The organism is Streptococcus oralis subsp. dentisani (genome assembly GCF_002860905.1).
GTDB classification, from domain to species: Bacteria; Bacillota; Bacilli; order Lactobacillales; family Streptococcaceae; genus Streptococcus; species Streptococcus oralis_BA.
On record NZ_PKIG01000001.1, the window covers coordinates 538906 to 562817 of the forward strand.

Here is a 23912-nt window from a genome sequence, read left to right on the forward strand (position 1 = left end):
GCGACTCCATTGTTAAAGAGTATAAAGACTTTAGATTTTATGAATATTAAAAATAGGAACAGTCAATTGAACTGCTCCTATTTTTCTGCTAAATATATTGTAGTTTTCTTATATGTATAATGATAGATTAGCGGATTCTCATCTACGGTACTTACTTCAAATATGAAGAAGTGATCGCGGTTATCTCTGGACTTTTCCTTATTGAGGACAAAGTAATTCTTACGTGAAGTCGCCATTGTTTTTAGGATATCATCAGTTAGGAAGGTCAATGGAATATTCATGTTAGAGTAGCGGTAGAAGTCACGTTCAAAATCTTGGTAGCTCTCGCTATAATAGTCCATTTGTAGGTGATTACGCTGAAACTCAAGCTGATTCATAGAGCACCTCCTCGACAAGTTCAATACTAATAATGTCTTTTAATTTCAAATTGATGTGACCTGTTGTAGTTTTTATCAAAATGAAATCTTTGGTCAGACTTGGTATTGTTCCAGTGTAGGAAACACGCTTGTTTTTTTCAATCACTTGAATGCGTGTGCGTAGCTGCCCGGCGTATACTTGACTGAGGAGTAATAATTTCTTCTCTAGTGATAAGTCAGACATGTACGTTACTTTGTTTGTATCATCAGAGAGTGCTGATGCATGTTCAGATAGGAAAAAGCCCATCCATTTTTGCATCTTTGTATCCTGGTACTCTCTTGCTGATTGAAATGGTAAATATGAACGGTCAATCATATCAAATCCTTTCTATGCAGAGGCAAGGGTATTTTTATCAAATTGAATCGTAAAACCTTGAATTCCCCCACCTGTGTAACATTCTTTAAAGCGATTGATTACCTCAGTATAGATTATCACAGATGAGCTTGTTGGCTTAATGCTAAATGTAAATTCCAATGGTAATCGGTTTTCAGATTTAGCATGTACTAGTCGTATCGATATTTCAGTTGTTTTGAGTTTTCTCTGACGAAGTTTTGAAGTTGCTGTTTCAACGATTCCATGTAAAAATCTTTCAAGCATTTCAATATCATTACATCCTTTGCTACGGATTTCTGAAAATTGTACTGTATTTTTTTCTTGTTTCATTTTAATCCCTCCAATCCACCCGCGGAATGACCACCGATAAGTTTACTGCGTTCAATATTTCTGGAACCTTCAGTTAGGACGGTTCCTTTTTGTATGGCTAAAAAACCAAACTGTTCTCTGACAACATCAATAGCTGTCTGAAGTCTATTATCTTTTTCAATTTGTTCTACATCATCAAAGAGTGATAGTAGAGTATAGCTTTCATCTACGAAGCCACTATAAGATACACCAATTTGTCTCACTGCACCAGAGGTGTATTTTTTCGGAATAATACAAGTACATGACTCACCATTGTTTTGGGGAGATTTGCGGGTTCAATTTTATTCTGAGCATTTATAGATTTTTTCATCTCAGTCCTAGAATAGCCAATATGAATAGAAACGACAGTAGTCAATACTAGGGCTACTGTTCCGTTCCACAGTATCATTTAAAAATCATTTTCACACCCTTTCGTCTATTAGTATAGAAGAAAGCTCTCAGCACAGCCTGATAGGTTTCCATACACAACAACTCAAACAATGCTTGATCATCATGGAGGGGCTGACCCCACTCCTCATCATGGTAGGCTACATATAGAGGATTGATCATCTTGACCCACGAACAACGTTTTGTCATGCTCTGCTCCTATTTGACCAACATTTTAAGGGCCGACTTGATATAGTTCTCAGCTGTATCTGTCGTTCCTTCAAAGAATTTCTTGATTTTCTTGAGTTCGGTCGCCTTGTAGCCCAGTGCCAACATGGCTTCCATGGCTTCTTCCAATTCTTGGTTTTCAGCGCTTGCTTGCACTGCGACCTTAGCAGGAAGGTCATCTCCAGCAACTACTACCTTGCCTTCCAAGTCCAGCACCATCTGCTGGGCTGTTTTCTTGCCAATTTTAGGGAACTTGGTCAAGTAGGTAATATTCTTGGTTTCGATGGCTTGAACCAAGCCAGCATTGTCATCGGCAGCGATAATAGCAAGAGCTGATACAGGACCAATCCCAGAAACCGAAATCAGACTGAGAAAGAGTTTCTTCTCGTCCTCTGAACGAAATCCATAAAGTAGATGCGCATCCTCACGCACCACCTGATGCACATAAACTTGAGCTTCTTGGTTGACTTGTCCTGAGTAGGCATAAGGATTGGCCACATGCAGGATATAACCGATACCGTTGACTTCAAGAACAATGTATTTAGCAGTGATTTTGGTAATGATTCCTTTTAAATATTCGTACATAGTTTTCCTTTTAGTTTAATATTTCCCCAACTCACGGAGACTGGTGTGATTTTCCTGAATGCGTCGAAACATCTTTTCCATATCTGACTTGGTGAAATGCACCAAAACAGGACGTCCGTGGGGGCAGTTATAGGGATTATCACATTGAGAAAGTTGATAAAGCAGCTGTCTAGCTGAGTGGTCATCGATACGATGGTTGGCCTTGATAGACCGCTTGCAGGACATCATGATAGCCAGCTCTGCCCGGTATTTCTTGATAGAAACCTCCTTGGTTAAGAGCAGCATGTCGCACATTTCATAGATGCCTGATTCAATCTCTTCTTCTGTCATCCAAATAGGATGTTCACGCAGGATAAATTGATTTTCCCCGTACTCTGCTAGAAAGACGCCCACTTCCTCTAAAAGAGGCATTCTTTCCTTGAGACGGAGGGCATCATCCGCTGGAAATTCAAAGATATAAGGCACTAGGAGTTGCTGCTGGCTCTGGTCAACATTGCCAATGCTTTCACGGTACTCCTCATACTTGACCCGTTCCTGAGCCGCGTGCTGGTCTATGATATAGAGCCCATCTCGCCCTTGGGCAAAGAGATAAGTCCCGTGCATTTGCCCGAAAAATTCCAACTCTGGGAAGCTTGATGATTCTTCTCGATCCAGCTTGTCATAGGCCTTATCCAAACTGGCTAAATCTAGCTCTGGGTGATCTAGCTGATCGTAGTTAGCAGGTTTTCTCTCTGCAAAATGCAGTTTTGCTGGCTTGGTCAATTGGTCCAAGGTTTCCTTGGCAAACAAAGTCAAGTCTTGCCCTTTCTCAGTTAATTCAACTTGATAATCAGCCACCTCAGCTTGACTGGATCTTATCGGCTCTGTTTTCTCATAGTAGAGTGTGTTTTCTTTGAGTGGAAGAATAGTTTGCTCCACCTTCTCACGATTGCGCACGGTCGATTTAGCAAGATTTTCCAAGGCATCTGGAATCAAGGTTTGTTCCTTGAGACTATTTGCAATAGCTTCTGAAACCAGGGTCATCAGTTCTTTTTCCTTGGAAATCCGCACCTCTTGCTTAGTTGGATGCACATTGACATCCGCTAGATAGGGGTCGATATGAATATGAATGACAGCCAGTGGAAAACGGCCTACCATAAGCTTACTACCATAGCCGTCAAGAATAGCACGATTGAGTAAAAAGTTCTTGATATAACGGCCATTGATGAAGAGGCTAATATAATTGCGATTAGCTCGAGTCAACTCAGGCAAGGACACAAAGCCAGAAATTTCGAAATCAAGATCAGAATTCTCAATTTCAATCATCTTCTTGGCACTCGCCAAACCGTAAATCCCTGCAATAGCTTGACGCAGTTGACCAGTCCCTGCTGTCCGCGTCATTTCCTTGCCATCACTAATCAAACTGAAAGAAATCTCAGGATGGGCCAAACCCAGACGGTTGACAATATCAATGATATGAGACAACTCCGCCTGCTGGCTCTTCATATACTTGAGACGGGCAGGCGTGTTAAAAAAGAGGTCCTCCACACAAACCTTGGTTCCCACAGGACTAGTCGCTGGAATGACTTCCTCAACTTCACCCCCACGCGCGACTAACTTAGTCCCATGACTCGCACCATCCATAGCCGTCAACAGAGTCAGTACACTGACAGACGCGATAGAAGGAAGGGCTTCACCACGAAAACCAAGCGTCCGAATCCGAAAGAGATCTGCCTGATTTTTTATTTTACTGGTCGCATGACGACGCAGAGCCAGCTCTACCTCATCGTGGGCAATTCCATGACCATTATCCGTGATTTGAATCTTCTTGAGACCTGCTTCCTCAATCTCAATGATAATCTGACTAGATCCCGCATCAATAGCATTTTCTACCAGCTCCTTAACAACGCTAGCTGGACGCTCGATAACCTCTCCTGCCGCGATCTGGTTTGCCAGCACCTCTGGCAATTCAATAATATGAGACATTTTTCAGCCCCTTTCTGTATCTATTTTCCTAGAAATTGATTAGTGCTATTATACCATATTTCAGATAGGACAGAAAAGCTCCACCACATAGGAGCCAAATCCCTCCGCATAAACAAAGTCTCTTGCCAGGTGTCGTAAAATAGTGTTTAATAAAGGTGTACAAGAAGTGATCACAATTTTGTATGAAAAACAAGGAGAGAAATTTATGAAAGTAGAACTACAGATTAGTGAAACTTACGAGGAGGAAAAATTGATTGTCCAAGCACCTCAAGAGACCGAAAAAGTCCAAAAAGTTATCAAATTTGCAGAAAATCTGGACCAAAGAGAAAAAATCAAAGGAAAGATCGATAATCAGGTCTATCTCGTTGAGATTAGCAAGATTCAACGCTTCTATATCGAGAATCGGAAGGTTCTAGCAGAAACCGCGAGTCAGACCTACAGCATTGATTTGCGACTCTATCAGGTCCTTGAAATTCTGCCAACCAATTTTATCCAAATTTCCCAATCAGAAATCATCAATATCGACTCTATCTCTCATCTCAAGCTCACCCCCAACGGCCTAGTAGAAATTTTCTTGAAAAACGAAAGCTTCACCTACTCTTCACGCCGTTACCTAAAAACCATCAAGGAGAAATTAGAACTATGAAAAAACAAGTATTTCACGACGCAGCTACTGGTGTCCTCATCGGTCTCATCCTCTCTATCATCTTTTCACTCATTTATGCACCAAATACCTACGCTCCACTTAGCCCTGAATCTCTCGTCGGTCAAGTAATGACTCAACATCAAGTTCACGGTGCCCTAATCTTGCTCTACTGCACTCTTATCTGGGCAGCCATTGGTATTCTCTTCAACTTTGGTAAGCGATTATTCAGCCGTGACTGGAGCATGCTTCGTGCCACTCTGACTCATTTCTTCCTTATGCTGGCTGGCTTTGTCCCACTAGCAACTCTAGCAGGTTGGTTTCCTTTCCACTGGTTCTTCTATCTCCAGCTCATTATCGAGTTTGCGATTGTTTACCTCATCATTTGGGCTATTTCCTATAAAAGAACATCAAAAAAAGTAGACCATATCAATCAACTCTTGGAGCATAGAAAGTAAGAACCTCATAATAAGCAAATCCGAGAAAGAAACTTCTCGGTTTTTCTTTATCCTGCTGCACCTTACTATCATAGCAGTTATTTTCAGATCTTCTTTGTAAATTTTCTGTAATTTTCTATCTTTTTTCAAAATATTCTTGCATTTTTCCAAATTTTTTTGTAGAATATAGATTACATATCCAGATTATTCTGAAAATTCAAAAAGGAGCATCTATCATGTCACAAGCTATTTCGTTAAATCAATCAACCTGGACAAGTAAACTAAAAGCAATGGGACCTGGAATCCTAATGGCTTCTGCTGCTGTTGGCGGTTCTCACATTGTATCTTCCACTCAAGCTGGTGGTTCTTACGGGTGGTCGCTACTTCTCTTGGTCATCTTAGCCAATGTCTTTAAATATCCATTTTTCCGTTTTGGTGCTGAATACACCGCTGATACTGGAAAGACTTTGGTTGAAGGTTATGCCGAAAAAGGAAAACTCTATCTCTGGATTTTCTTTATTCTCAATGTCTTTTCGGCTATGGTCAACACAGCTGGTGTCGCCATTCTGTGCTCAGCTATCATCGCCAGTGCCTTCCCAATGATCGGTCTTAGCATCACTCAGTGGTCCCTCATTCTCGTTGCAATCATTTGGGCTATGTTGCTCTTTGGAGGCTACAAACTCTTAGACGGCATGGCAAAATGGATCATGTCAGCTTTGACCATTGCAACTGTTCTTGCAGTTATCATCGCGGCGATCAAGCATCCCGAATACAGCTCTGATTTTGTCGAAAAGACACCTTGGCAAATGGCAGCTCTACCCTTCATCGTTTCCCTCTTAGGGTGGATGCCGGCTCCTATTGAAATTTCAGCTATCAACTCACTTTGGTCTGCTGAAAAGAAAAAGACCGTCAACTTTAACACCGAGGACGCTCTATTTGACTTTAACGTTGGTTACATTGGAACAGCTATCCTAGCTGTGTTCTTTGTAGCACTGGGAGCATTGATTCAATATCCTACAGGGCAAGCAGTTGAAGCTGCTTCAGCCAAATACATCTCTCAATTCGTGGGCATGTATGCCTCTGTTCTTGGTGAATGGTCCCGTTACTTGATTACCTTTATTGCCTTCCTGTGTATCTTTGGAACAGTTATCACTGTTATCGATGGCTATTCTCGTGTCAATCAGGAATCTCTCCGACTGCTAATCAGTCAAAAAGAAGACAGTAGTAAATCTTTGAACATCTGGATGACCATCACTGCTATCATCGGTATCGTCATTATCAAGTTCTTCGCTGGTCAGGTTTCAACCATGCTCCGCTTTGCCATGATTGGTTCTTTCCTGACAACACCATTCTTCGCTCTTTTGAACTACGCCTTGGTAACGCGTGAAAACAAAAATCTTCCTTCTTGGCTCAAACACCTTGCCATTGCAGGATTGATTTTCCTCTTTGGCTTCGCCATCTTCTTTATCTACGCACTCGCAATCGGAAAAGCAGGTTAACTGACAAGCGCGAGATGAAGATAATACTCTTCGTAAATCAAATTCAAACCACGTCAACGTCGCCTTGCCGTACTCAAGTACAGCCTGCGGCTAGTTTCCTAGTTTGCTCTTTGATTTTCATTGAGTATAAGGTTTCATTTCAAGAGAAAATTCAGCAAATATTTCTATAATAAAAAGCATAAGAACAAGGTTTTGAATACCTGAACTTATGCTTTTTTACGTTCTCAAAGACTGTTTATACTCAAAAAACAGTTGAACAACTTCAACCACCTCTTATAAGAACTTTATACTATTCGAAAATCTCTTCAAACCACGTCAGCTCTATCTGCAACCTCAAAGCTGTGCTTTGAGCAACCTGCTACTAGCTTCCTAGTTTGCTCTTTGATTTTCATTGAGTATTAATTCTCCCTTTCCAACTCATACAAATCTGCGATAATCGCTGCGACACGTTTGATATCTTCCAGCATACCTCGCATTTCAAAGTCAGCCAAGACAGGGAAACCAAAACGTTGACTGTATTGCTTGGCTGTCAGGCAGTATTGGTTATTAAAGTTACGATTTCCTGAGCCAACCACGCCAAAACACTTACTAGCATTGTCACCATAGGCGATAAAATCCCCCACTGGTGTCGTCAAAATCTCTACATCTCCGTTATCAACGCCATTCCCACCTTCTAGGTAGGTCGGCAAAAAAGCGACATAGGGATGGTCCATTTCATAAAAATCTTGGCCTTCTTTGACCAAATCCTTGATATGAATCTTTTGAACCTCTATTCCCTCGTACTGGGACAAGAGATAGTCTTTCAAACGCGTCACAAAACTCTCAGTATTGCCACTCAAACTAATATAAACTAAAGAAATTGTCTTCATATTTTCCTCCATGATTTTATTTTTAATCGAAAAAGAACTACCAAGATTGTAACTTGATAGCTCTTTTTTGTCAATACTTAAGCAACTTCTTCTGTTTCCTCTTCTTCAGCCAAGGCTTTCTGTTGTCGCCACATCTTATAGAAGACAAGAGCTAGGAAGAGAATATTAATGACGATATAGAAAATGCTGACAGCTTTTGAACCAATACTCATTGTCAAACGCATGGTCTCATCTTGAACCAACTGCACAGCGTCCTGTAAACCAACATAGCCATAAATCGAACCGATAATAGCTAACAAAACATAGCCAACGTAAGTATAGTTTGCATATTGCAAATTCTTACGAATAAGGAAGACAATCGCTACGACCACTAAAATAGCAGATAGCACAATCAAGGCCATATTAAAAATAGAATGATACGCTTCTGCTACTCCATAGTTGTAATTAAGCTGGTCTTCTAATTGCTGAGCACTGACCCCTGCAACTTGTTTCTGAGCGGCACGAAGAGCTTCTTTGCTAGGTAAGGGACTCAACATTCCAAACAGAGACATAGCTGAAATAAGAGCAGACAAGATTAGCAAGACCCATAGGTAAATTGGTTTCTTTTTCATGATAGAACCTCCTGATATTATTATTGATATTATAGCACCTTTTGTAAGGGAATACAAGTCTTATAGTATCGTTTCTACCTGTTTTCGGTAGGCTTTTGGTGATTTTCCGCACAATTTTCGGAACACTTTATAGAAATATCCAACATTACTGTAACCAACAGCATAACAAATATCTTCGATACTGTCACTAGTTGAAAGCAAAAGTTGCTGGGCAGCCTTAATGCGTTGTTTGTTTAGTAACTCTGCGAAGGTCGAATTGGTTTCACGCTTAATCAACTGCCCCAGATAGACAGGATTGATAAAGAGATCCTTACTGATATCCTTGAGGGAAAGTTCTTTCTGATAATCACGCCCAATGACTTCCAGCACACTGACCACATTTTCATTCATACGATATTGTCCAAAGAATCGAGTCAGAGTTTCCTTAATATATGGAACCAATTCATCGAAGGATTGAATAGCATGAATGGTTTTGACAATGTCCGTCATATCATCAGCTTTGAGATGTTCAAACAAATGGAAAACATCCATGACAAACTGGATAAAAAGCTGTTTGGTAATCGGAACACGCGGTGTATTTTCAAGAACCACCTTCTCCAAAAGGTTTAACTCTTCCACGATTTGATTGAGATTCCCCTGAATGATAACCCTATAAATCGGTTCGTAGTAGGCAAAGAGACTCTGAGACTGTTTTAGATTTACAGAACCGTAAAAGAGAGCTTTCTCAGCATTCAGCTTCCAGCGTTCAAAGTGTTCTTGATAAGGAGCTTCAAAAGGTGTAACGACTAAACCATCTAGGGGTTGGTCAGAAATGAAAATCTGCCAATCTTGTCCTAACACATAGTAGGGAATGGTGAAGGAACCTTGCTTTTCCTTGGATAGACCTATCCACCAATTCTCCTTACCTCCTAGATAACTAACAAATCCAGCCTCGTCTAAATCTTGACTGAGAGTCTGACTTTTCTTTCTTCTCTCGCCAAGCTGACCTGCAATCTTCTCCAGCAGATTTCCCAACTCTACCTTATCAACAGGCTTGACCAGATAGTCCACCACACTAAGGTTCATTGCTCTTTTGACATAATCAAACTCCTGATAACCTGAGAGCAGGATATAGGCAGCATCTGGTAAGATTTCTTTCATCTCCCGAATCATATCAAGCCCTGTTTTGTCGGGCATATTGACATCGGAAATGACCACATCGACAGGATCTTCCTGAACATATTCGAGGGCTTCATCGGCATGGCTGGCTGTTGCGACGACCTCCATATCCCACTTATCAAAGGGAATCAAACGTTTCAGACCTTCTGTCACCATGTACTCATCATCTACTAATAATACTTTATACATTTTCTCCCTTTCTACTCATCTTGAATTGTAATACGATACTGAACACCTGCTTGCTCTGCAGAATCTATAGTAATAGCATATCGATCCCCAAAATAGAGCACAAAACGCTCATGGACATTGATAATCCCGATAGACTGCTTTTGATCACTGTAACTGGCCTGGTGTTCAAAATGTCTCTGACTTAACTTTTCTCGAATACTTGCCAGCTTCTCAGCCGACATCCCACGACCATTATCTACCACTAAAATTTCCACAAAACCATCTCGTTTAAGAGCCTTGATGCTAATCACATTATCTGTCCGTCTGTGGTCAACACCATGCGCGAAATAATTTTCTACCAGCGGTTGCAAGGTAAACTTAGGAATCTTCATATTCTCTAACTCTGGATCTATCTTGAAACCATAGGCAATGGACTTGGGATAGCGAACCATGCAGAGATAGCTGTATTTACGGCAAAATTCTAATTCCTGTTTGAGGAGGGTTTCTCTTTCGTCAGAAATATTGTTCCGCAAGAGACTACTGAATTCATAAATGATATCCGCCAACTCATCTTGACTCTGCATAACTGCATACATGCGCAAGAATTCCAGCGTATTGTACATAAAATGAGGATTAATTTGAGCCTGCAAGGCTCGCATATTGGCATCTTTTTGACTGAGCTCTAACTGGTAAATATCATGGATATTCTTTTCCAATCGATCCAACATATCATTGGTCGTCTCCGCGATTAAGAGCAATTCCTGATCCTTTTCAAGCGTGTCAATGCGAAGACCTTCTTGTCCTTGGGCAATAGCATGGATGGAATCCACCAAATCCACTACCTGCTTTTGATAATTTGAGAAAGTCTTCCTCAAAGTCAGATAGAGAATGACAATAAAAAGAAGGCTCAAGCCCACAATCAAAGCAGAGCTAGTCACTGTTCCTTGTAAAACAAAGTTTTTAGGAACTGCCACCTGAACCTGGTAGCCATGAGAGGTCACACCAACAAACCAGTTCTCATGTTCCCTATTGACCCTCTCACCAATATGAAAAATCTCCGTATCAAAAGGCGATGTCACAGTCACAGCCATCGGGATATGACCTCGGGTATTGTCCACAGCATGGTATAAGATTTCTGGATCCAAGGAAATATAAACAACCCCTATAGATTGATCCGTCGCTGGATCTAAAATAGGAACTCCAAAACTATTGGCCTCCGGTTTAAAGCCTTCCGCAAGTACCGAATGACCCCCTCTCTCATTTCTGCTCGAAACATAAACTTCTTTAAAGTCCTGCAAGACGATTGCAACACCCGTTATATAGTCATTCTGAACATACAGGTCATCGATATTTTCATACAGAGAAATGGAAGTTGACGAAGCTGCTTGATGCTCCAACAGCCAATAAAAATATTCAGAAGTTGACAGGCTAAAGTACTTATAAACCCCTTGTATCCGGTCTTGATTGGCTACTAAATCTTGTGCTAGCTGGGCTGACTCGCGATAATAATATTCCACCTCTTCGACTGTTCGAGTAGTTACACGCTGAGCTACTCTCTGAGCTTCCTTTTCCCGTGAATCCCAGTCGGCGTAAGAGAGTAAGATTGCAAAACTCGCAATAATAATCATCATAACTGAACTGTAGGTTCTCAGAAGCGTATGTAGCCAAAACTGCTTCATTCTATTTTGTCGCCAATTTTTCATGGATACTTTCATAGACCGGTTCCAACATATCACTGATAAAGAAATGCCACATCCCAATTCCTACAAAGAAAAGTAGGGCAGGCATATAGTAACCAATTGCCACAAGTAGCACAGTTCCAAGGAGAACCTTGGCCACAGCCGCTAAGCTCATAAAGATGCCAATCAAGGATAGTTTGAGACTATTTCGATAAGACAAGTCAAAATAAACTTGTAATTTCAAAGATACTGTATAAGCCAAAAAGATCAGGGTAACTACTAGAACATTCAAAAAGGTAGCAATCAAATGAATAATAGTCTGATGAGGCAATTGCACCAAGAGATACAGGCCATAGACCAAAACTAAATCCACTCCTAAAAAGCTATAGAAAATCAGGTTGCTTGAGACAAAATTTTGCTTATAAAGAGACCAGGCCTCCTTCAAACTGTATTCCCGAAAGCTATAACCATGTTCTGCATATAGGCTCATCAAGGTGGCACTAGCCGGCGCTAGACCAAGGATAATCCCTCCTGCTAAAGTTAATAGCCAAAAGAAGGCTGTCGCAATCATCCCTAAAAAGAAACGATTAAAGACAAAGTCTAAAAATCTCCCCATGATATCCTCCTAAAAATAACTATGAAACTATTATATCATATTTCAAGCGTTTTCAAAAAATTCTAGTGCCCATTTACAATCCCATCAAACCGTGATACAATGAGAATTGTGAAAAAATGATCAGGAGACAATTCATGAAGAAATCTATCTTAACTACACTGCTTTTTGCAATTCTTTACTTCCTCTGCATGGGGATTGGTGTCCTTTTGGGCAACCTCTTTGACCAAACTGGAAACATGTTTTATGCGCCTGCCTTTACTGCCCTTGTCGGCGGTAGCGTCTATATGATTCTGGTCGCAAAAGTTCCGCGCTTTGGAGCCATTACCACTATCGGCCTTGTTATTGCTCTCTTTTTCTTGGGGACTAAACACGGTGCCGGTGCCTTCCTTCCTGGAATTATCTGTGGTCTGCTAGCAGATGCAGTAGCTAACCTAGGAAAATACAAAGACCAAACAAAGAATTTCCTTTCTTTCCTTATTTTTGCCTTTAGTACATCAGGACCAATCTTGCTTATGTGGATTACGCCCAAAGCCTATATGGCTACCCTTCTGGCAAGAGGAAAATCGCAAGAATATATCGACCGTATCATGGTTGCGCCAAATCCTGGAACCATCCTTCTATTTGTTGCAAGTGTAGTCATCGGAGCCCTATTGGGTGCCTTAATTGGACAAGCCTTGAGTAAAAAATTTGCGCAGAAAATCTAGTCAATAAAAAAGAGCCAAACGGCTCTTTTTTATTTATGGCTCAATTTCTTGGTCAAGAAATCTCCCAAGAATTGGATTGCAAAGATAATCAAAATGATAATGATGGTTGCCAAGATGGTCACATCGTGATTGTAGCGATTAAATCCATAAGCGATGGCTACGTTACCAATACCACCAGCTCCAACCGCTCCGGCCATGGCTGTTTCACCAACAAGGGAAATCAAGGTCACAGTCGTCACACGGATCAAATCTGGAAGACCTTCTAGTAAGCCTGATTTTCCTAGGTTAAAATTTTTTACCCGAAAAACTTCTTTTTTCTAGTGATAAAATCAACCCTATCACACTCACTACCAAAAACACCCACCAACAAAGCCTGATATCTTGTAAAGCTAAGAAGGAAAATACAGACATCCCCAAGGGTAATGTTAGGGAAAAAATCATACTCAAGAGATTATTACTTCTAGCTAATACATCCGCGCTCAAATTAGACAATAACAGAGTATCTAATTTAGGCATTGATTTCGACATCAAATACATGACAAAAGCTAAGCAAGCAACACCTACTAGAGGAGAAAAATCTAAAATATTAGCAGTAGCAAGTAATACAAACAGAATTGCATTGAGCGATAGCAATCTTGAAAACGACCATTTACCAAAATAATCATGGGGAGTTAGGCTACCAATAATAGCTCCTCCCAAGCTAACACATTCAATTAAAAATAGGGCTTGAGCATAGCTGAGATGATAGATAGTATGGTCTAATAAATAAAAGTGATAAATACCTCCAACAGCTCCTCCCAAAGTATTCATTACCAAAATGACAAGGATAATTTTAAGCAATGATTTACTTTCTCTTTGCCTAAAGATATCATCCATGTCCGCATAGATTTCCTTAACTTGTTGAAGTAAACTAATCGACTCACTCTCTACCGTTACAGACAAATACGTCAATTCTCTTCTATTTTTGAACAAAATAAGAGAAGATAGTAAAAAGAAGCCAGCATTCACAATTGCAACAAAAGAAAAATTTTGGTGGCTTGTTGTGAGTAACCACACTCCTAAGGCTTGACCTCCTAGATTTGATAAATAGGAGACAAACTGAGTAAAGGAATAAGCTTCATAGAGCTTATCTTCCGAAATATTATGCTGGATAATCGGCATACGAAGGCCTGCTGTATAATCTGATAAAATATCCGAACAGATATTAACCATACAGATAAATGCAAACGTTACGAAGTTCTGATCATGAATCACACTAGCAATCAAAAGAAATAGTAGACTTTGCACACAACCAACCCAGATAATTATCCCTGCTTTATTCCGAGTACGATCAGCCTTAATCCCAACATAAAAAGTAAATAGGAAAGGTAAAATCGTAATCATATTCGCCATAAATACAGCTATATTTTTAAAGGGTAGACTCGCAGCATAAACGATAAATACCAGATTATAAATATAAGCTCCACTTGAGCTCAAAAACCTTGATAAGGTCAGTATTCTAAATAAATGATGTTTTAAGAATAGTTTCATAACAGGCCTTTCTCACATTTCAAAGAGTATTCTATTAAATCCAGTCTAACAAAAAAAGTGGGGCTCCCCACTTTTTTGTAATATATTTTTTCTGAAAAAAGAAACTCTAGCACCTAGAAACTACTAATTATCAATCCATCTACAAGGCTATTTATTTTTCATCAGTCGATGTAACGAGAATATATTACAAATCTTTATTTGAAAGCTGATTTGCAAAATAGTTTTCATAGTATCTTGCACCATCTACATACTCTAAATCTTGTAAGATTGTAATGCCTCTCTGGATTTTTTCAAGACCCTTATTTTTTACATTAAAAATAGTATCATAATACCCTTTAGCAATCATATAAATGATTTTAAGATAAGCTTCAGATTCTGGCAATTCTCGTTTTTCAATCTGAAAGATAAAATAATCTGCTTTTAATTTATCCTTTTCCTCTATCGCTTTAAAGAGTCCATTAATTAAAATGGTGTCAATACCAACTTTGTTACTAGGTAAAGAGCCTAATAAATCCGTCTTTTGTAACATCTCCCTAGAATATTTAAAATAGAGGGGCAGAGGAAACAAAGTAGAAATCGTTGAAAATAGTTCCAATTCATAATTTCCCCAGATGTCAATAGTAAAAAAATAGTCATAGAGAAAAGTCAGTTCTTCATCCGTTGCTCTTATTTCTGAATCAAAAAACACGAGAAGGCTTTTGATACGAATCATTTGTAAAAGATAGCTTTTTTCACCACTTGATCTATACTTTTGAGTCGTCTCTTCATACAAGGAGCGTAGAGAATCAATCCCTTCTCTGTCATATAGATCCCAAAGATTTTCTTGAAAAGCCAGAACCTTTTTCTGAGAAAAACCACGTACCAAGTACATAAATTCATTCAAATCAGAGTGGATGTTATCTAAGGCAGTAATCAATTTCATAGATGATAGGTCTGCTTCTCCACGCTCAAATTTGCTCAGCATGGAATAAGTAAACTCTCCTCCCGTCGCCTCCTGTAGAGATACATTCCGACTCTTTCTCAATTCTTTAAAAACTTCTCCCAGATTTTGCATATTGACTCCCCACAATTCTTAACTCTCTTACTCATAAAAGTAACGGTTGATAGCAACCAGTACAGAGAATTTTAAGTCTTGACTATAACGACAACTCCTATGAATGATGTACAGATTGCCTAGATCTTTTTATTTATGGCTCAATTTCTTAGTCAAGAAATCTCCCAAGAATTGGATTGCAAAAATAATCAAGATGATAATGATAGTTGCCAAAATGGTCACATCGTGATTGTAGCGGTTAAATCCATAAGCAATAGCTACGTTACCGATACCACCAGCTCCAACTGCTCCCGCCATGGCTGTTTCTCCAACAAGGGAAATCAAGGTCACAGTCGTCACACGGATCAAATCTGGAAGTCCTTCTGATAGGTAAACACCCACGATGTCCCAGAATGTCGCTCCGCTCGCTTGAGCCGCCTCAATGACACCGCCATCCAATTCAGCTAAGACAACCTGCACCTGACGGGCAAAAAAGGCAAAGACTGCAAAAGATAGGGGTACGATAGCCGCATTTGGCCCGATACTTGTCCCTACGATTAGGTGTGAGAAGGGTGACAAGACTGCCAAGAGAATGATAAATGGAACCGCACGGAAAATAGAAGTAATCTTATCTAAAATCCAGAAAACGACCTTATTTTCCAAGACACCACCTGGCGCTGTCAAGACAAGGAAGAGACCTGCAACAAGCCCCAAGAACCCTCCGATGATAAAGGAAAGAACTGTCATATAAAGGGTTAGATAGATGGCTGTTCCCCAGCCTGCTTGACCAGCCCAGCCCATTTTATAGACATTTGGCAAATAGGTTTGAATCAATGATTCCATCTTACTGTCCTCCCTTCAATACTTTTAGTTGCACACCTGCTTGACGAATGGCTTCTTGGGCACCTGCCAACGCTGCTTTTTCACCAGACAGTACCACAACCAATTCTCCAACAGGAGTTCCATCGAGGATTTCGATATTTCCATAGAGGATATTAGCCGTTACTTGGTAACGCTTGTACAATTCATTCAAAAGTGGCTCGTCTGTTGAAGCACCTGCATACTTGAGTTGCACCAAAAGGCTGTTTTCAGACAAGTGTTCCACGATTTCTTGCTTCTCGATTTTGACCATGGCTTCGTCAATGCCTGTAGCTGTTGAGATAAAGTCTTGAGTCAAAGGTTGTTTAGGATCTGAGAAGATTTCAAGAACACTACCCTCTTCAATCAAATGCCCATCCTGCATAACTGCCACACGATTGGCAATATCTTTGACAATCTGCATTTCATGCGTAATCAAGACAACAGTCAAGCCTAATTTTTGGTTCAAATCTTGCAACAAGGCCAAAATCTGCTTGGTTGTCTTCGGATCAAGGGCAGAAGTTGACTCGTCTGAAATCAAGATTTTTGGATCATTTGCCAAGGCACGCGCAATGGCCACACGCTGCTTTTGCCCTCCAGATAGTTGTGAAGGGTAGTTTTCAGCACGGTCCGCCAAGCCAACCAAGTCCAACAACTTAGCTACTTTAGCTTTCTTTTCTTCCTTGCTGAGTCCAGAATGTTTAAGGGCAAAGGCTACATTCTCCTCTGCTGTCTTTTGGCTCATCAGGTTAAAATGCTGGAAAATCATTCCGATATCTTGACGTTTACGACGCAACTGCTCGGCCGTCAATGTCACCCTGCCATCAAAAATCACATCGTCGTCAATGGTAATTTTGCCTGCAGATGGTTTTTGCAAGAGGTTAATCACCCGTACAAGGGTTGATTTCCCTGCTCCAGAATATCCAACGATTCCGTAGATATCCCCTTCTTGGATGTGAATAGTCACATCCTTGACCGCTGTGATGGTTCTCTTCTTTTGGTGAAAAGTCACATCGATCTGATCTAACTTGATAATATCTCTACTCATAGCTTCTAATCAACTCCTCTACTAATTCAATATGGGTGTAGTAATCGGCGATTCGCACGTTCTCATCTCCACCGTGGTCTCGGCTATTGGCATTTCCTAAACCGAAGGCCACCATTGGCACCTCTAGGGCATCAAAAACCGTATGCATAGGCCCTGTCCCAGCTGTAGTCGGCAAGACTGAAACGCCCTGTGGATAGAATTTCTTGGCCAACTCGATCACATTGAGAATGGCTGGCGCGCTCATATCGCTGCGATAGCTCATCTCTCCCAAGGTATAATATAATTCTACCTTATCAAAGCCATTTTTGTCTAGCTGTTTCCGAATTTTTTCCAGAACATCATGCGGTTCTAGGCCAGGAACCAAACGAACCTCTAGCTTAGCGCTGGCTTCTGCTGGCAAAATCGTTTTAACCCCTTGTCCTTGGTAACCTGACTGAATCCCTTCGATATTAAGAGCTGGCTCGAAAAAGAAACGTTTCAGAAAGGCTGCGCGTTCCTCTTGTAAGAGAGGCAATTCCAAACCATAAATCTGGCTGATTTCCCCTGGATTTTGTTGAGCGTAGGTATCCACCAAAGCCAATTCACGTTCATTTGGCTCTTTTACCTCTTCGTACAAGCCTTCAACCAAGATACGGCCATCTGCTGCACGAAGAGACTGTAGAGCTTGAAGGAGGTACCATGGAGCTGATTCCACAACCCCACCATAACTCGAATGGATATCCACATCAGCGCTTTTTACCTTGGCATCAAAGGTCACAATCCCCTTATTTCCACCAGAAATTTCTAGCTGTTCCAAGGCATTTTTGGTCCCTTGTTCCCAGACCAACAAGTCTGCGCCACGAAGTTTGTCCGCATGTTTTTCCAGATACTTATCTAGGTCTGTCGAAGCCGATTCCTCCGCTCCCTCCATGATAAAACTGATATTGACAGGCAGGTCATCATGGTGTTGCATATATTTTCTCAAAGCACTCAAACGAGCTGTGATATGACCCTTGTCGTCATCAACCCCACGCCCATACATGAAGCCATTGCGGACCGAAAGCGTAAAGGGATCCTCTGTCCAGACCTGATCCCCGTCCGCTGGCACAGTGTCATAGTGGTTATAGAAAATCAAGGTCTTAGCATCTGGGCGCGAACTCTTGAAATGCGCCATGACAAAGGGAGCCGTATAAGTCTCATCAATCTCCACTTCAGCCCCAACACGCTTGAAAATCTCACCCAGATAGTTTGCGACTTCTTTAAGTCCAACCTGCTGGGCAAAAACCGATTTCTTAGAAATCAAGGTGCGCAAAACCTCAAAATAATGCTGGGCCACATGATCCTTTTCAAATTTTTCAATCTGTTCTTGTTCACTAGGAAAAACCATATTCTCTCTACCTTTCTATGAACCTATAGTCTTCTTTACAATCCATGCTCTATACAAAAGCAAGAGGTGGAATTTTCTCTCCCACCTCCCTGTTTCTTATTACCAAACTGGTTGATCCAAACCGTCTGATGTTTCTTCGATAACTTTTTTCACGTCATCTGTGTGGTAAGCTGCGATCACTTTCTTGATAGCATCAGCTTTTGGTGATGTTTCCCAATCTTTTTTCGCAACGATGATGTTGTACCATTGTTTTGAATTTTCATCAGCTTGTTCTTTGAAAAGTGCTTTCTTGTAGTCCAATTTTGCTTCTGTAACGAAGGTATTGTTTACAACGGCAGCGTCAACTGATGACAATGAACGAGCTGTTTGGCTAGCGTCCAATTCAGTGATTTTCAAGTTCTTTGGATTTTCTTTGATGTTAGCAACTGTTGCAAGAGCAGTTCCTGACACGTCCAATTTAATCAAGCCAGCTGATTGAAGCAAGTAAAGCGCACGGCTTTCGTTTGTAGCGTCGTTCGGTACAGCGATTTCTCCGTTTGCTGGGATGTCTTCTACTTTAGTGTACTTGTTGTCACTTCCATTCAAACCTGAGTAAAGGCGAATTGGAGAGATGTAAGTATCTGCAATCGCTACAAGGTCTTTTCCGTTTTCTTTGTTCCAGTTGTTCAAGAAGTTATAGTGTTGGAAAGCGTTCAAGTCTACTTCACCATCAGCAGTTGCCTTGTTTGGTTGTGAGTAGTCTGTGAACTCTGTAAATTCCAAGGTAATTCCGTCTTTTTTAACCAATTCTTGGATTTTGTCCCAACGTTTTTCTTCAGAACCGCTACGGTTAACAGTTGCGATTTTGATAGTTGTTGCATTGTCTGCTTTCTTTTCTGAGTTTCCGCAAGCTGCAAGAGCCAAACCTGCGACTGCAGCAAGGGCTGCTACACCAAGCCATTTTTTAATTTTCATGATTCTTTCTCCTTAAAAATAATACCGTACTAGTATCTCACAATTTGTTTGATTTCACAAATTGTTATTATGTAGTCAGATATATAGTTTAAAACTATATCCTTAAAAACTGAGAAATCATCCACCTTATTCAGAATGGATGATTTCAAAAAATTATTTAATATCAGCTTCTGCTGGTAGGTAAGTGTCTCCGAAGAATTGTTTAGACAATTTTTCAAGAGTTCCGTCTTTGTAGAGTTCTTGGATACGTTTGTCTACAAATGTTTTCAACTCATCTTGACCTTTAGCAAGAAGTGGGTAAACATAAGGTTGTTGGTCGCTTGGAAGTTCGATCACTTTCAAGTTGTCCAAACCTTGGTCCTTGATGACTGTTTCAACACCGATTTTATCAAAAATCTTGTAGTCAAACTGGCCATCGCTCAAGCGTCCCATGATTTGTTGGAAGTCCGCTTTAGTATACTTTAGGACAGTTGGATTATCTGAGTGTTGTTTGTTGTAGTCTTCTAACTGTTTAGCAGAAGTTGTCCCTTGAACAACTTCTGTTGATTTTCCACCGATATCATCAAGCGATTTGATGCTAGGGTCATCTTTTTTCACTACAAGAACGTTAGGGTTTTTAGCAGTTGGAGCTGCATAAAGGTATTTTTCAGCACGTTCTTTAGTGTAGCTGATGTTGCTAACAGCCATATTGTAACGGTCGGCATCAAGTCCTGCAAAGACTCCTGACCACTCTGTCTTCTCAAACTTGACATCATACTTGTCAGAGTCTTTAAAGATAGCGCGAACCACTTCAATTTCGTAACCAGTCAATTCGCCATTTTCTTCATAGTTGAATGGTTTTGGTGTAGCATTAGTTGCAACGATAATTTCTTTCTTGCTAGCTGCTTCTCCTTCTTTCTTAGCACCACCTGAGCAAGCCGCAAGCACACCTGCAGCAACAAGTCCTAAGGCAGCAAGAGATGAGTATTTAACGATTTTTTTCATGTCATTTCCTCCAAAATAGAATACCTTATAATCTTAACAGAAAAAGACCATTTACGCCATTATATGATATCTATCTCTGTGATAGGTTTTCTTTATGGCTAATTTAAAAGACCAGACGCAAGACGGCAATCAAGACCACTCCAAAGAGAACCGTTCCGACTAGATTGCGGTAACGAAAGGCTACCCAAGCTGTTGGAAAGACTGCTAAGAAGTCCAACCACTTGATTTGAGGAAGACTCCCAACCTTGCCTGTCACTACGCTTGAAAGAATCAAGGCAAAGATAATGGAAACGGGCAAGAACTTCAAAAAGCGCTCAACAATCGCAGGCAAGCCCTTATACTTGACCAAGATGAAGGGAATCATACGGGGAATCCAAGTCACAAGACCAGAGAAAATAACTGCTAATAAAAGATACTTACTGACCATCTAAGACCACCCCCATACTACAACCAAGTAACGTCGCAAACAGAACAGCTAGCGACTGAGACACCACTGTCAAGAGTAAAAAGAAGGACACCGCAACAACTGCTAGGATAATGAGCAGATTGCGGACTGGAATCCGTCTTTGCATAATCTGGAATTGCGAAGCAAAAATCCCGATAAACATCCCAACCAAAGCAAAGTCCAAACCAAAGATTTCTGGATTTGGTAGCAGGCCACCTAGAGCCGTTCCGACCACTGTTCCCACAAGCCAAGCCACATAGCTGTTGAGATTGTTTCCGTGCATCCACATAGGATTGACCTTGTCTGTATGGGCCAATTCGCCCATCAAAACGCCGTAGGTCTCATCTGTCAAGAGACTAGACATACCAATATTTTGCCAGAGACTGGTATGACGGAAATAGGTCGATGCGTGTAAGCTCAGCAAAAAGAGACGCAAATTAATCAAAAAGACCGTCATAGCAATAGCTGCTACAGGTGCTTGAACCGCAATCAGTGCCAGCATAGCAAACTGGGCACTCCCAGCATAAACAAAGAGGCTCATCAAGCCCATCTCAACAGGTGTCACATAGGGCGCACCGATAATCCCACAGGCCAGTCCGATACTGACATAACCCAAGGCCGTTGGCATGGCTGCCTGCGCCCCCTCCCAAAATCCTTTTTCTTTCATCTTTCTCCTCATATTGTCTTAATAAATGGCCTGAAAAGGCTCCAGCCACAGCATGAACTATTATAACACATTCAGGAAAGAGAAAAAAGTCTGCTGATTGTAATCAGACAGACTCCATTTTATTCCATCGTATCAAAAGCAAGACTTGGTTTGGCATTGAGGTCCAAGTTTGCAAAGTTTTCGTTGTTCCACTCGCTAACGCTGGCATAGGCAATCATACCTGCATTGTCTCCGCAGAGGCGTAGAGGTGGAATGATGACCTTGACGTCAGTGATTTCAGTTGCTAGGCGTTCTCTGAGGCCTTTATTGGCTGCCACACCACCTGCCACGACTAAGGTTTTAACAGGGTATTTCTCCAAGGCTTTCTTGGTTTTAGCCATGAGAATGTCCATAACTGCCGCTTGGAAGGAAGCACACAAATCCTCTGTGGACAAGCTTTCTCCCTTTTGCTCGGCATTATGGTGAAGATTGATAAAGGCAGATTTCAAACCTGAAAATGAAAACTCCAGATTATCTTCCTTAATCATGGCACGAGGAAAATCATAAATATCCTGTCCCTGATGAGCTAGCTCGTCAATCTCACGACCGGCAGGATAGGTCAAGCCCATGACACGGCCGACCTTATCATAGGCCTCACCAACCGCGTCATCTCGCGTTTCCCCAACAATCTTGTAGTCACCAGCCTCAGAAACATAAACCAACTCTGTGTGTCCACCGCTGACCAAGAGGGCTAGCAAGGGAAACTCCAAAGGCTCCACGCTCTGAGCTGCCATGAGGTGACCAGCCATGTGGTTAACAGGGATAAGTGGAAGTCCATGTGCCCAAGCAAAGGCCTTAGCAGCTGACAAGCCAACTAGCAAGGCTCCGACCAAGCCTGGTCCATAGGTAACAGCCACAGCTGTCACGTCCTCTTCGGTAATCCCTGCTTCTGCCAGAGCCTCCTCGATACAGGCTGTAATGACCTCGACATGGTGACGACTGGCTACTTCAGGCACTACGCCCCCAAAACGTTTGTGACTCTCAATTTGACTAGCAATGACATTGGACAAGAGCTCATCGTCGTTTTTCAAGACGGCGACACTGGTCTCATCACAGGATGTCTCAAATGCTAAAATATATCTATCCTTCATCTATTTCTCTCTTCATGATGATGGCGTCCTCGACTGGGTCATGGTAGTAGGCCTTTCGCTCAGCGATGACTGCCATCTTTTCTTTCTTGTAAAATGCTTGCGCTCGGTGATTTGACTTTCTGACTTCGAGGAAAATCTCCCTGTCTGTCGGCAATTGAGCAAACAAGGCTGACGCAATTCCCTGACCCTGATAGTCTCCTTTAACAGCGATTTGCAAGACTTCTGCCTCAAAGATATTTTCCTGCACAGCTAGAAATCCAATCACTTCTGCCCCATCATAAGCCAGAGCATACCAAGTCTGATCTTGAGCCAGGTCTGCTTGGATTTGTTCCAGCGTCCAAGGACTGACTGGGTAAACAGCTGCCATGACAGCGTAGATGTCTTGAGCCAAGTCAGGCTGTTGTTGGATTCGTTTGATTTCTATCATAGGCGTTTAATGTAAGACTCGCCAGACTCTGTGTGGTTCTTGAGCCAGTTTTCCTCAGCCTCGACACGCTTGAGGTAATTCGGCACAAAGTCGTGCAAGGAGTCTGCTTCCTTGTCCCAGGCCAAAAGAGCTAGATTAGCTGCATTTGGCAAGGTTTCTTTGAAATTAGTCCTTGGCAAGTGTTCTTGAATCTGCTCCACAAAGGGGCCAACTTCTCCGACAAAGGTTACCTGACTAGCGCCCTTGATTAACTCAATCACTCGCTCAAAAGGCAGGTGTGCTTCTGGCATGACAGGTTTGGCATTTTCATAAAATCCTGCGTAAACATTGTTGCGACGCGCATCCATCAAAGGGACGAACAAGCCTTCTTGTTGGTAGGGCACCAGAGCCAAGAGGCTAGACATACCAACTAACTCGATGTTCAGGGTATGAGCCAAAGTCTTGGCAGTTGCTACCGCAATTCGCAAGCCTGTGTAGCTACCTGGTCCTTCCGCCACCACGATTCGGTCCAAATCCTTGGGCGTCCAATCCAAACTTGCCATCAAAAAATCGATGGCAGGCATGAGGGTAATACTGTGATTTTTCTTAATATTAATCGTCGTCTCGGCAAGAACCTGCTTGTCCTCTAAAATAGCGAGAGAAAGAGCCTTGCTGGACGTATCAAAAGCTAATACTTTCATAACACATTCCTATCTTTTTGTCTGCTTACTATTATACTACAAAAGCTGGCACATGGGAATTTTCTTTATCCCCAAACAAAAATGCCTATACTTAGCTAAAAAATAATTTAAAAAATGCTCACTTTTCCTTTTCTTTTCCGAAT

General features: G+C 41.4%; 27 protein-coding genes and 2 pseudogenes. 4 read left to right on the forward strand and 25 right to left on the reverse strand.

Features of this window, described 5'->3' with window-relative positions; all coding sequences use genetic code 11:
• Window positions 1-77: 77 nt before the first annotated feature.
• From CYK16_RS02640 to mutL, 7 genes and pseudogenes are all read right to left on the reverse strand, one after another.
• Complete coding sequence (locus CYK16_RS02640; protein WP_001072467.1) at window positions 78-377, reverse strand: DUF5960 family protein; 300 nt, start codon at window positions 375-377, stop codon at window positions 78-80.
• Complete coding sequence (locus CYK16_RS02645; RefSeq protein WP_000567222.1) at window positions 364-732, reverse strand: hypothetical protein; 369 nt, start codon at window positions 730-732, stop codon at window positions 364-366. Before CYK16_RS02645 ends, CYK16_RS02640 begins: the two co-directional genes overlap by 14 nt.
• Window positions 733-744: 12 nt before the next feature.
• Complete coding sequence (locus CYK16_RS02650; protein WP_000806926.1) at window positions 745-1080, reverse strand: DinB/UmuC family translesion DNA polymerase; 336 nt, start codon at window positions 1078-1080, stop codon at window positions 745-747.
• On the reverse strand, window positions 1077-1322 hold the full coding sequence (locus tag CYK16_RS02655; RefSeq protein ID WP_001813542.1) for a hypothetical protein: 246 nt from the start codon (window positions 1320-1322) through the stop codon (window positions 1077-1079). The genes CYK16_RS02650 and CYK16_RS02655 overlap by 4 nt, the downstream gene beginning before the upstream one ends.
• A 187-nt stretch (window positions 1323-1509) precedes the next feature.
• A pseudogene (locus CYK16_RS02665) lies at window positions 1510-1695 on the reverse strand (DNA-3-methyladenine glycosylase I); the annotation flags it as partial.
• Window positions 1696-1704: 9 nt separating this feature from the next.
• A complete protein-coding gene (gene ruvA, locus CYK16_RS02670) occupies window positions 1705-2298 on the reverse strand; it encodes a Holliday junction branch migration protein RuvA (protein ID WP_101776614.1) in 594 nt (197 codons plus the stop codon).
• 15 nt (window positions 2299-2313) lie between these two features.
• Window positions 2314-4263, reverse strand: coding sequence for a DNA mismatch repair endonuclease MutL (mutL, locus tag CYK16_RS02675; protein WP_101776615.1), 1950 nt, complete (start codon window positions 4261-4263; stop codon window positions 2314-2316).
• Window positions 4264-4468: 205 nt separating this feature from the next.
• On the opposite strand from mutL, the gene CYK16_RS02685 reads away from it, so the two are divergent.
• The 3 genes from CYK16_RS02685 (at window position 4469) to CYK16_RS02695 (ending at window position 6842) form a co-directional block, all read left to right on the forward strand.
• Window positions 4469-4909 carry a LytTR family DNA-binding domain-containing protein gene (locus CYK16_RS02685; RefSeq protein WP_060805933.1) on the forward strand — a complete coding sequence of 147 codons (441 nt, stop codon included), beginning with the start codon at window positions 4469-4471 and terminating at the stop codon, window positions 4907-4909.
• Window positions 4906-5364 (forward strand): DUF3021 domain-containing protein, encoded by a 459-nt coding sequence (locus CYK16_RS02690; protein WP_060805932.1) that lies wholly within the window; start codon window positions 4906-4908, stop codon window positions 5362-5364. Before CYK16_RS02685 ends, CYK16_RS02690 begins: the two co-directional genes overlap by 4 nt.
• Window positions 5365-5579: 215 nt before the next feature.
• On the forward strand, window positions 5580-6842 hold the full coding sequence (locus CYK16_RS02695; RefSeq protein ID WP_023945135.1) for an NRAMP family divalent metal transporter: 1263 nt from the start codon (window positions 5580-5582) through the stop codon (window positions 6840-6842).
• 398 nt (window positions 6843-7240) lie between these two features.
• Here CYK16_RS02695 and nrdI read toward each other — a convergent pair whose 3' ends face one another.
• The 5 genes from nrdI to CYK16_RS02730 all read right to left on the reverse strand — a co-directional run bounded on the left by nrdI (window position 7241) and on the right by CYK16_RS02730 (window position 11943).
• Window positions 7241-7711, reverse strand: a complete 471-nt coding sequence (nrdI, locus tag CYK16_RS02710; RefSeq protein WP_000849610.1) for a class Ib ribonucleoside-diphosphate reductase assembly flavoprotein NrdI — start codon at window positions 7709-7711, stop codon at window positions 7241-7243.
• A gap of 77 nt (window positions 7712-7788) precedes the next feature.
• Complete coding sequence (locus CYK16_RS02715) at window positions 7789-8322, reverse strand: ABC transporter permease (protein WP_060805931.1); 534 nt, start codon at window positions 8320-8322, stop codon at window positions 7789-7791.
• A 60-nt stretch (window positions 8323-8382) separates the two neighbouring features.
• Complete coding sequence (locus CYK16_RS02720; protein WP_060805930.1) at window positions 8383-9669, reverse strand: response regulator transcription factor; 1287 nt, start codon at window positions 9667-9669, stop codon at window positions 8383-8385.
• A gap of 11 nt (window positions 9670-9680) precedes the next feature.
• The gene (locus CYK16_RS02725) at window positions 9681-11351 is read right to left on the reverse strand and encodes a sensor histidine kinase (RefSeq protein WP_285300755.1); all 1671 of its coding nucleotides are present in this window, start codon (window positions 11349-11351) and stop codon (window positions 9681-9683) included.
• Window positions 11329-11943: a YesL family protein gene (locus CYK16_RS02730; RefSeq protein ID WP_060805929.1), complete on the reverse strand. Its 615-nt coding sequence runs from the start codon at window positions 11941-11943 to the stop codon at window positions 11329-11331. Before CYK16_RS02730 ends, CYK16_RS02725 begins: the two co-directional genes overlap by 23 nt.
• A 134-nt stretch (window positions 11944-12077) precedes the next feature.
• On the opposite strand from CYK16_RS02730, the gene CYK16_RS02735 reads away from it, so the two are divergent.
• Window positions 12078-12647, forward strand: coding sequence for an MptD family putative ECF transporter S component (locus CYK16_RS02735; RefSeq protein WP_060805928.1), 570 nt, complete (start codon window positions 12078-12080; stop codon window positions 12645-12647).
• A 29-nt stretch (window positions 12648-12676) separates the two neighbouring features.
• Here the strand turns inward: CYK16_RS02735 and CYK16_RS02740 are convergent.
• The 13 genes and pseudogenes from CYK16_RS02740 to tsaB form a co-directional block, all read right to left on the reverse strand.
• Window positions 12677-12916: pseudogene (locus tag CYK16_RS02740) on the reverse strand (ABC transporter permease); the annotation flags it as partial.
• A gap of 16 nt (window positions 12917-12932) precedes the next feature.
• Entirely contained in the window at window positions 12933-14177 is a 1245-nt protein-coding gene (locus CYK16_RS02745) for an MFS transporter (RefSeq protein WP_060805927.1), read from the reverse strand.
• Between the two features lie 184 nt (window positions 14178-14361).
• Window positions 14362-15099, reverse strand: coding sequence for an Rgg family transcriptional regulator (locus CYK16_RS02750; protein ID WP_230955072.1), 738 nt, complete (start codon window positions 15097-15099; stop codon window positions 14362-14364).
• A gap of 261 nt (window positions 15100-15360) precedes the next feature.
• Window positions 15361-16053 (reverse strand): methionine ABC transporter permease, encoded by a 693-nt coding sequence (locus CYK16_RS02755; RefSeq protein WP_000444647.1) that lies wholly within the window; start codon window positions 16051-16053, stop codon window positions 15361-15363.
• Window position 16054: 1 nt separating this feature from the next.
• The gene (locus tag CYK16_RS02760) at window positions 16055-17116 is read right to left on the reverse strand and encodes a methionine ABC transporter ATP-binding protein (RefSeq protein ID WP_060805925.1); all 1062 of its coding nucleotides are present in this window, start codon (window positions 17114-17116) and stop codon (window positions 16055-16057) included.
• Window positions 17109-18482 carry a M20 family metallopeptidase gene (locus CYK16_RS02765; RefSeq protein WP_000231806.1) on the reverse strand — a complete coding sequence of 458 codons (1374 nt, stop codon included), beginning with the start codon at window positions 18480-18482 and terminating at the stop codon, window positions 17109-17111. The genes CYK16_RS02760 and CYK16_RS02765 overlap by 8 nt, the downstream gene beginning before the upstream one ends.
• A gap of 99 nt (window positions 18483-18581) precedes the next feature.
• Window positions 18582-19436: a MetQ/NlpA family ABC transporter substrate-binding protein gene (locus tag CYK16_RS02770; protein ID WP_000694519.1), complete on the reverse strand. Its 855-nt coding sequence runs from the start codon at window positions 19434-19436 to the stop codon at window positions 18582-18584.
• Between the two features lie 153 nt (window positions 19437-19589).
• Window positions 19590-20420 (reverse strand): amino acid ABC transporter substrate-binding protein, encoded by an 831-nt coding sequence (locus CYK16_RS02775; RefSeq protein WP_004254995.1) that lies wholly within the window; start codon window positions 20418-20420, stop codon window positions 19590-19592.
• Between the two features lie 103 nt (window positions 20421-20523).
• Window positions 20524-20847, reverse strand: a complete 324-nt coding sequence (locus tag CYK16_RS02780; RefSeq protein ID WP_000253936.1) for an AzlD domain-containing protein — start codon at window positions 20845-20847, stop codon at window positions 20524-20526.
• Window positions 20837-21532, reverse strand: coding sequence for an AzlC family ABC transporter permease (locus CYK16_RS02785; RefSeq protein WP_101776616.1), 696 nt, complete (start codon window positions 21530-21532; stop codon window positions 20837-20839). Before CYK16_RS02785 ends, CYK16_RS02780 begins: the two co-directional genes overlap by 11 nt.
• Before the next feature lie 119 nt (window positions 21533-21651).
• A complete protein-coding gene (gene tsaD / locus CYK16_RS02790; RefSeq protein ID WP_101776617.1) occupies window positions 21652-22662 on the reverse strand; it encodes a tRNA (adenosine(37)-N6)-threonylcarbamoyltransferase complex transferase subunit TsaD in 1011 nt (336 codons plus the stop codon).
• A complete protein-coding gene (rimI, locus tag CYK16_RS02795) occupies window positions 22652-23089 on the reverse strand; it encodes a ribosomal protein S18-alanine N-acetyltransferase (protein WP_101776618.1) in 438 nt (145 codons plus the stop codon). The genes tsaD and rimI overlap by 11 nt, the downstream gene beginning before the upstream one ends.
• Complete coding sequence (tsaB, locus tag CYK16_RS02800; RefSeq protein WP_049513052.1) at window positions 23086-23769, reverse strand: tRNA (adenosine(37)-N6)-threonylcarbamoyltransferase complex dimerization subunit type 1 TsaB; 684 nt, start codon at window positions 23767-23769, stop codon at window positions 23086-23088. Before tsaB ends, rimI begins: the two co-directional genes overlap by 4 nt.
• Between the last annotated feature and the right edge of the window lie 143 nt (window positions 23770-23912).

What these genes read in the sequence shown, in the direction of transcription:
- CYK16_RS02765 (WP_000231806.1), bottom strand. Translation starts at nt 18,482, where the DNA reads ATGGTTTTTCCTAGTGAACAAGAACAGATTGAAAAATTTGAAAAGGAT.
- CYK16_RS02775 (WP_004254995.1), bottom strand. Translation starts at nt 20,420, where the DNA reads ATGAAAAAAATCGTTAAATACTCATCTCTTGCTGCCTTAGGACTTGTT.
- CYK16_RS02645 (WP_000567222.1), bottom strand. Translation starts at nt 732, where the DNA reads ATGATTGACCGTTCATATTTACCATTTCAATCAGCAAGAGAGTACCAG.
- CYK16_RS02780 (WP_000253936.1), bottom strand. Translation starts at nt 20,847, where the DNA reads ATGGTCAGTAAGTATCTTTTATTAGCAGTTATTTTCTCTGGTCTTGTG.
- CYK16_RS02770 (WP_000694519.1), bottom strand. Translation starts at nt 19,436, where the DNA reads ATGAAAATTAAAAAATGGCTTGGTGTAGCAGCCCTTGCTGCAGTCGCA.
- CYK16_RS02755 (WP_000444647.1), bottom strand. Translation starts at nt 16,053, where the DNA reads ATGGAATCATTGATTCAAACCTATTTGCCAAATGTCTATAAAATGGGC.
- ruvA (WP_101776614.1), bottom strand. Translation starts at nt 2,298, where the DNA reads ATGTACGAATATTTAAAAGGAATCATTACCAAAATCACTGCTAAATAC.
- CYK16_RS02745 (WP_060805927.1), bottom strand. Translation starts at nt 14,177, where the DNA reads ATGAAACTATTCTTAAAACATCATTTATTTAGAATACTGACCTTATCA.
- CYK16_RS02760 (WP_060805925.1), bottom strand. Translation starts at nt 17,116, where the DNA reads ATGAGTAGAGATATTATCAAGTTAGATCAGATCGATGTGACTTTTCAC.
- CYK16_RS02730 (WP_060805929.1), bottom strand. Translation starts at nt 11,943, where the DNA reads ATGGGGAGATTTTTAGACTTTGTCTTTAATCGTTTCTTTTTAGGGATG.
- tsaB (WP_049513052.1), bottom strand. Translation starts at nt 23,769, where the DNA reads ATGAAAGTATTAGCTTTTGATACGTCCAGCAAGGCTCTTTCTCTCGCT.
- CYK16_RS02715 (WP_060805931.1), bottom strand. Translation starts at nt 8,322, where the DNA reads ATGAAAAAGAAACCAATTTACCTATGGGTCTTGCTAATCTTGTCTGCT.
- CYK16_RS02720 (WP_060805930.1), bottom strand. Translation starts at nt 9,669, where the DNA reads ATGTATAAAGTATTATTAGTAGATGATGAGTACATGGTGACAGAAGGT.
- CYK16_RS02785 (WP_101776616.1), bottom strand. Translation starts at nt 21,532, where the DNA reads ATGAAAGAAAAAGGATTTTGGGAGGGGGCGCAGGCAGCCATGCCAACG.
- mutL (WP_101776615.1), bottom strand. Translation starts at nt 4,263, where the DNA reads ATGTCTCATATTATTGAATTGCCAGAGGTGCTGGCAAACCAGATCGCG.
- rimI (WP_101776618.1), bottom strand. Translation starts at nt 23,089, where the DNA reads ATGATAGAAATCAAACGAATCCAACAACAGCCTGACTTGGCTCAAGAC.
- CYK16_RS02650 (WP_000806926.1), bottom strand. Translation starts at nt 1,080, where the DNA reads ATGAAACAAGAAAAAAATACAGTACAATTTTCAGAAATCCGTAGCAAA.
- CYK16_RS02735 (WP_060805928.1), top strand. Translation starts at nt 12,078, where the DNA reads ATGAAGAAATCTATCTTAACTACACTGCTTTTTGCAATTCTTTACTTC.
- tsaD (WP_101776617.1), bottom strand. Translation starts at nt 22,662, where the DNA reads ATGAAGGATAGATATATTTTAGCATTTGAGACATCCTGTGATGAGACC.
- CYK16_RS02640 (WP_001072467.1), bottom strand. Translation starts at nt 377, where the DNA reads ATGAATCAGCTTGAGTTTCAGCGTAATCACCTACAAATGGACTATTAT.
- nrdI (WP_000849610.1), bottom strand. Translation starts at nt 7,711, where the DNA reads ATGAAGACAATTTCTTTAGTTTATATTAGTTTGAGTGGCAATACTGAG.
- CYK16_RS02685 (WP_060805933.1), top strand. Translation starts at nt 4,469, where the DNA reads ATGAAAGTAGAACTACAGATTAGTGAAACTTACGAGGAGGAAAAATTG.
- CYK16_RS02690 (WP_060805932.1), top strand. Translation starts at nt 4,906, where the DNA reads ATGAAAAAACAAGTATTTCACGACGCAGCTACTGGTGTCCTCATCGGT.
- CYK16_RS02725 (WP_285300755.1), bottom strand. Translation starts at nt 11,351, where the DNA reads ATGAAAAATTGGCGACAAAATAGAATGAAGCAGTTTTGGCTACATACG.
- CYK16_RS02695 (WP_023945135.1), top strand. Translation starts at nt 5,580, where the DNA reads ATGTCACAAGCTATTTCGTTAAATCAATCAACCTGGACAAGTAAACTA.
- CYK16_RS02750 (WP_230955072.1), bottom strand. Translation starts at nt 15,099, where the DNA reads ATGAAATTGATTACTGCCTTAGATAACATCCACTCTGATTTGAATGAA.